Source organism: Stenotrophomonas sp. BR163, assembly GCF_047520985.2.
GTDB lineage: Bacteria > Pseudomonadota > Gammaproteobacteria > Xanthomonadales > Xanthomonadaceae > Stenotrophomonas > Stenotrophomonas sepilia.
The window spans coordinates 1-5,905 of sequence record NZ_JAXBRE020000056.1 but is presented as its reverse complement, the minus strand read 5'-3'; the positions used below and the strand labels follow the sequence as shown (position 1 = coordinate 5,905).

6 protein-coding genes are annotated in these 5,905 nt (G+C 65.7%); all 6 read right to left on the bottom strand.

Going from position 1 to position 5,905, the window contains the following annotated elements; translation table 11 throughout:
- Positions 1–368: 368 nt before the first annotated feature.
- The 6 genes from recO to lepA are packed head-to-tail and all read right to left on the bottom strand — an operon-like array spanning position 369 to position 5,733.
- A complete protein-coding gene (recO, locus tag ACM0PY_RS20995) occupies positions 369–1,088 on the bottom strand; it encodes a DNA repair protein RecO (protein WP_049447075.1) in 720 nt (239 codons plus the stop codon).
- Between the two features lie 18 nt (positions 1,089–1,106).
- A complete protein-coding gene (era, locus tag ACM0PY_RS20990; RefSeq protein WP_005410599.1) occupies positions 1,107–2,003 on the bottom strand; it encodes a GTPase Era in 897 nt (298 codons plus the stop codon).
- Complete coding sequence (gene rnc, locus ACM0PY_RS20985; protein ID WP_005418230.1) at positions 2,000–2,680, bottom strand: ribonuclease III; 681 nt, start codon at positions 2,678–2,680, stop codon at positions 2,000–2,002. Before rnc ends, era begins: the two co-directional genes overlap by 4 nt.
- A complete protein-coding gene (locus ACM0PY_RS20980) occupies positions 2,670–3,053 on the bottom strand; it encodes a DUF4845 domain-containing protein (protein WP_014038086.1) in 384 nt (127 codons plus the stop codon). Before ACM0PY_RS20980 ends, rnc begins: the two co-directional genes overlap by 11 nt.
- Before the next feature lie 37 nt (positions 3,054–3,090).
- On the bottom strand, positions 3,091–3,885 hold the full coding sequence (lepB, locus tag ACM0PY_RS20975; protein ID WP_005418234.1) for a signal peptidase I: 795 nt from the start codon (positions 3,883–3,885) through the stop codon (positions 3,091–3,093).
- A 54-nt stretch (positions 3,886–3,939) separates the two neighbouring features.
- Positions 3,940–5,733, bottom strand: coding sequence for a translation elongation factor 4 (gene lepA, locus ACM0PY_RS20970; protein WP_005418237.1), 1,794 nt, complete (start codon positions 5,731–5,733; stop codon positions 3,940–3,942).
- Positions 5,734–5,905: the final 172 nt, after the last annotated feature.

Sequence of the window (5,905 nt, the reverse complement as noted above, 5' to 3'; positions counted from 1 at the left end):
AAATTCAAACTGGGGGTCAGATCCGTTTTCCGAAGGAAACGGATCTGACCCCATTGCCATTCCGACAGCTCGCGGAGAACTGTCGAAGGCGGGGTGGGTCCGGTTGAGGGGGCGTGAGCCGCATGGATGCGGCGACCGAGCTTACATGGGTGAGGGCGCTTTGCTTGCGAAGCACTGCTTCGCAAGCGCCCGAACGCACAGCCGCCAGCGGCTGGGCCGGGCCCCGGAGGGGTACTTGCAGCGCCCCCCTCAACCGGACCCACCCCGCCATCCCACGGAATGCACGCTGTTGCTGTTGCTGTTGCTGTTGCTGTTGCTGTTGCTTTGGCCTCGGCAGGTGCAGGGCTGCAAGCCCTGCCGAACACCCCTCAACGCCTGGGCGCGAGCTGCTCGAGCATTTCCCAGGACTTCAGCCCGCGCGGCCCCAGGTGATGGGCCAGCACCCGCCGCATCGGCAGGCGCAGGCTGGCCAGATCGGCGGCATCCGGCTCTTCGTCAGCCGCCAGCGCCAACAGCGCCGACCCGGTGGCGGCTGCCCGGCGCTCCCCGCCGCGCTCGCTCAACAGGCGCTGCGCACCCTCCTGCGGGTCCAGTTCGTACCGCGCCGCCGGGTCGATCGGCTGGCCATCGCTGGCGCTGTCCAGCTCGAAACCCAGGCCCAGCGCAGACAGCAGCTCGCGTTCGAAACGGCGCAGGGTCCAGGCCAGGCCAGCGCCCACCGCCAGCCGCGCACGCGCCTCGCCATAGGCGAGGTACAGCTCCGGCAGCGGGTCCTGGCGCGGGGCCAAGCGCAGGGTCAGTTCGCTCAGGTAGAAACCGGCCAGCATCGCCTGCCCGACCAGGCGAGGCGCCGCATCCAGCGCCTCGGCGCCACGCAGCTGGGCCAGTTCCCCCCGCTGCTGGGCACTGAAGCGGATCCACTGCAACGGCTGCAGGGCGGCGCGCAGCACCTGGCCCTTGGCAGTGGACACGCCACGCGCAAGCAGGCCGATACGGCCATGCTGCGCGCTCAACACTTCGACCAGCAGGCTGGTCTCGCGGTAGGCCCGTGCGTGCAGCACGAAGCCGGTGTCGTCCTCGATCATCATCGAAGCGACTACAACGCCTTACTCGTAACCGAAGGCCTTCAGCGCGGCCTCGTCGTCGGACCAGCCTTCACGCACGCGCACCCAGGTTTCCAGGAACACCTTGGCCCCGAACAGACGCTCCATCTGCAGGCGGGACTTGGCGCCGATCTCCTTCAGGCGAGCGCCGCCCTTGCCGATCACGATGGCCTTCTGGCCTTCACGCTCGACCCAGATCACCGCACCGATGCGCAGCAGATTGCCGTCCTCGGTGAAGCGCTCGATCTCGACAGTGGTGGCGTAGGGCAGTTCCTCGCCGAGCTGGCGCATCAGCTGCTCGCGCACCAGTTCACCGGCCAGGAAACGCTGGCTGCGGTCGGTGATCTCATCCTCGCCGAACATCGGCGGGGCTTCCGGCAGCAGCTTCAGCACGTCGCGCACCAGCGCTTCCAGGCCGTTGCGCTTCTGCGCGGAGATCGGATGCACGGCGGCGAAGTCGCGACCCTCGGTCACCTGCTGCAGGAACGGCAGCAACGCGCCCTTTTCCTTCAGGCGATCGATCTTGTTGACCACCAGCACCACCGGGATGCCGGCGTCGCGCAGCACGTTGAACGCCAGGCTGTCCTCTTCATCCCAGCGACCGGCTTCGATCACCAGCAGGCCGGCATCGACGCCTTCCAGCGAGCCACGCGCGGCGCGATTCATCACCCGGTTCATCGCCCGCTTCTGCACCTTGTGCAGGCCGGGGGTGTCGACCAGCACCAGCTGGCCTTCCGGATAGGTGGCGATGCCCAGCAGGCGATGGCGCGTGGTCTGCGGACGGTTTGAGACGATGCTGACCTTGGCGCCGACCAGGGCATTGGTCAGGGTCGACTTGCCCACGTTCGGGCGGCCGATGACGGCCACGCTGCCGCAATGATGGGGAGTTTGTTCGCTCACTTGGAATCCAGTTGTTCTAGGACGGCCGCAGCCGCCTGTTGTTCGGCAAGCCGCCGCGAGGCGCCTTCGCCCTCGGTGCTGGCGGCCGGGTCGGCTACGTTGCAGCGTACCCGGAAGTGCTTGGCGTGGTCGTCACCGGATTCTGACACCAGTTCATACTGCGGCAACGCCTTCTGTCGGGCCTGCAGCCATTCCTGCAGGCGGGTCTTGGGGTCCTTCTCGGGTCGGCCGGAGGCCGGCAATGCCTCGATCGAAGCGCTGAACCAGGGCAGGACCACCGCCCGGCAGGCCTCGAAACCGGCATCCAGGTAGATCGCAGCCACCACGGCTTCCACCGCGTCGGCCAGGATCGAATCACGACGGTGGCCACCGGACTTCATTTCGCCCGGGCCCAGGATCAGCCGCTCGCCCAGTTCCAGGCTACGTCCAATCACCGCCAGCGCGCCCTCACGCACCAGTTCGGCGCGGGCACGGGTCATCGCGCCCTCGTCAGCCTTGGGCCAGCGTCGGTACAGCGCCTCGGCCGCCATCATGTTGACGATGCTGTCGCCCAGGAATTCCAGGCGCTCGTTGTGTGGCGCGCCGGCGCTACGATGCGTCAGCGCCTGCTTCAGCAGCGCCGGGTCGCGGAAGGGATGACCGATCAGGTCACCACGTTGGAAAGGTTTATTCGGCACCGCTTCGGGTCAGGTCCTGGGATGAATCGAATTTGCCAACCACGTCCAGGTTGCCGACCAGCGGACGGCGCACTTCGTAGTTGACCTTGAGGGTCCAGCCATTGTCGCGACGGTCGAACTTCACGTTGGCCGGCTTCACGTTTTCCGAGTAATTGATGTACAGGCGCTTGAAGAACAGATCCTGGATCCGGGCCGGCTCCATGCTGCCCACGCCCGGCTCCTTGGCCAGGCTCTTCATCGCCGAGCGCACCGCGTAATACTCCTGGTACATCGGGAACAGCTTCATGCCGATGTAAAGGAAGAAACCCACCACGATCAGGACCGCCAGGAACGAGGTCAGGGTCATGCCACGCTGCGTGTTCATCGTCTTCATTGCGTTCTCCCCAGATACGCGTTGGATGTGAAGGTACTCAGTTGATGCTCGAGCCGATCCGCGACGGCTCGAAGCCATCCTTGCAGAACCAGCCCTGGCAGTTCAGCCAGATCAGGAAGGCCTTGCCGCGCAGGTTTTCTTCCGGCAGCAGGCCCCAGAAGCGGCCATCGTCGCTGTTGTCACGATTGTCGCCCATCACCAGATACTTGCCGGCCGGTACGGTCCACTGGCCCTGGCCACGCGGATAGTCGGTCTCCAGCACGGTATGGGTACGGCCCGGCAGGTGCTCGACCAGCAGGTTGGCGCCCTCACCCTGGCCCTTGTGGCCGGCATAGATGCCCTTGTTGTCGTACTTCAGCGGTTCGCCATTGAGGATCACGCCGTCGCCTTCGAAGACCACGGTGTCACCCGGCACGCCGATCACGCGCTTGATGAAGTTCTCGCCCTTGGCCGGGTCGTTGTCGCTGTGGCCGGGGAAGTGGAACACCACCACGTCGCCGCGCGACGGCTCGCCGAAGGGGACGATCTTGGTGTTGCTGATCGGCAGGCGCAGGCCGTAGGAAAATTTGTTGACCAGGATGAAATCGCCGATCAGCAGGTTCGGCATCATCGAGCTGGACGGGATCTTGTACGGCTCGGCGATGAAACTGCGCACGATCAGCACGATCGCCAGCACCGGGAAGAATGCACGCGAGTAGTCCACCAGCACCGGCTCGGTGTCGAGCAGGCCCGCGCGCTGGGCGCGGCGCTTGGCGAGGTACAGCTTGTCGGCGAGCAGGATCAGGCCCGAGGCCAGGGTCAGCACGACCAGGAGGATCTCAAACAGTTTCATTCAGGGTCCTTTGCAACGTCACCAGACGACCGGCCCCGCGAGGCCGGTGCGGGCTTACTTGTTGTCCATCTGCAGCACGGCCAGGAACGCTTCCTGCGGGATCTCCACGCGGCCGACCTGCTTCATGCGCTTCTTGCCTTCCTTCTGCTTTTCCAGAAGCTTCTTCTTGCGCGAGACGTCGCCACCATAGCACTTGGCCAGCACGTTCTTGCGCATCGCCTTGACCGTGGTGCGGGCGATGATCTGCGAGCCGACGGCGGCCTGGATGGCCACGTCGAACATCTGCCGGGGGATCAGGTCCTTCATCTTCTCGCACAGCTCGCGGCCACGGCGGTCGGCATGGCTGCGGTGCACGATCAGCGACAGTGCGTCGACCTTGTCGCCGTTGATCAGCACGTCGACGCGCACGAACGGGCCGGCGTCGAAGCGCACGAAGTGGTAGTCCAGCGAGGCATAGCCGCGGCTGACCGACTTGAGCTTGTCGAAGAAGTCCAGCACCACCTCGGCCATCGGCAGCTCGTAGCTGATCTGCACCTGGCTGCCCAGGTAGTTGATGCCGATCTGGCTGCCGCGCTTTTCTTCGCACAGCTTGATGATGTTGCCGATGTATTCCTCGGGAGTGAGCACATTGGCGCGGATGATCGGCTCGCGGATCTCCTCGACCTGGTTCACCGGCGGCAGCTTGGCCGGGTTGTCCATGTTGATGACCGAGCCGTCGGTCTTCAGGACCTCATACACCACCGTCGGCGCGGTGCTGATCAGGTCCAGGTTGTATTCGCGTTCCAGGCGCTCCTGCACGATCTCCATGTGCAGCATGCCCAGGAAGCCACAGCGGAAGCCGAAGCCCATCGCTTCGGAGCTTTCCGGCTCGAAACGCAGCGCGGCATCGTTCAGGCGCAGCTTGTCCAGCGCTTCGCGCAGGTCCGGGTAGTCCTCGGCATCGACCGGGAACAGGCCGGCGAACACGCGCGGCTGCATTTCCTGGAAGCCCGGCAGCGGCTTCGGCGCCGGATCGCCGGCCAGGGTGAGCGTGTCGCCGACCGGCGCACCATGCACGTCCTTGATGCTGGCGGTGACCCAGCCCACTTCACCGGCACGCAGCGCCGGCAGCACCTTGCGCTTGGGAGTGAACACGCCGACGTTGTCGACCTGGTGGTTGCGGCCGGTCGACATCACCTGCAGCTTGTCACCGGCCTTGATCTCGCCCTGCATCACACGCACCAGCGAGACCACGCCCAGGTAGTTGTCGAACCACGAGTCGATGATCAGCGCCTGCAGCTTGTCGGTGTCGCGCGGCACCGGCGGCGGGATGCGATGGACGATCGCCTCCAGCACGTCCTGCACATTGAGGCCGGTCTTGGCACTGACCGGCACGGCGTCGGAAGCGTCGATGCCGATCACGGCCTCGATCTCGGCCTTGGCGCGCTCGATGTCGGCGGTGGGCAGGTCGATCTTGTTGATCACCGGCACCACTTCCAGGCCCTGCTCCACTGCGGTATAGCAGTTGGCCACCGACTGCGCTTCCACGCCCTGCGCCGCATCGACCACCAGCAGCGCGCCTTCGCAGGCGGCCAGCGAGCGGCTGACTTCATAGGAGAAGTCGACGTGGCCGGGGGTGTCGATGAAGTTCAGGTGATAGGTCTGCCCGTCCTTGGCCAGGTACGGCAGTGACACCGATTGCGCCTTGATCGTGATGCCACGCTCGCGCTCGATGGGATTGGAGTCGAGCACCTGCGCTTCCATCTCGCGGGCCTGCAGGCCACCACAGAGCTGGATGATGCGGTCGGCCAGCGTGGACTTGCCGTGGTCGACATGGGCGATGATGGAGAAGTTGCGGATGTTCCGCATCGAATCAGAAGACATAGGTGGCGGCGGCGCGCGGCGTCGTCAGGGTAACGGTCGATTATCGCATGCCCGGCGCCCGGCCGCGAAAACTGCCTCATCGGACCGGGGCCAGAACGGACGAAGCCCCGCCGGGGCGGGGCTTCGGGGGCGGGGGGGGGGCGGCCCCAGCGCCGCC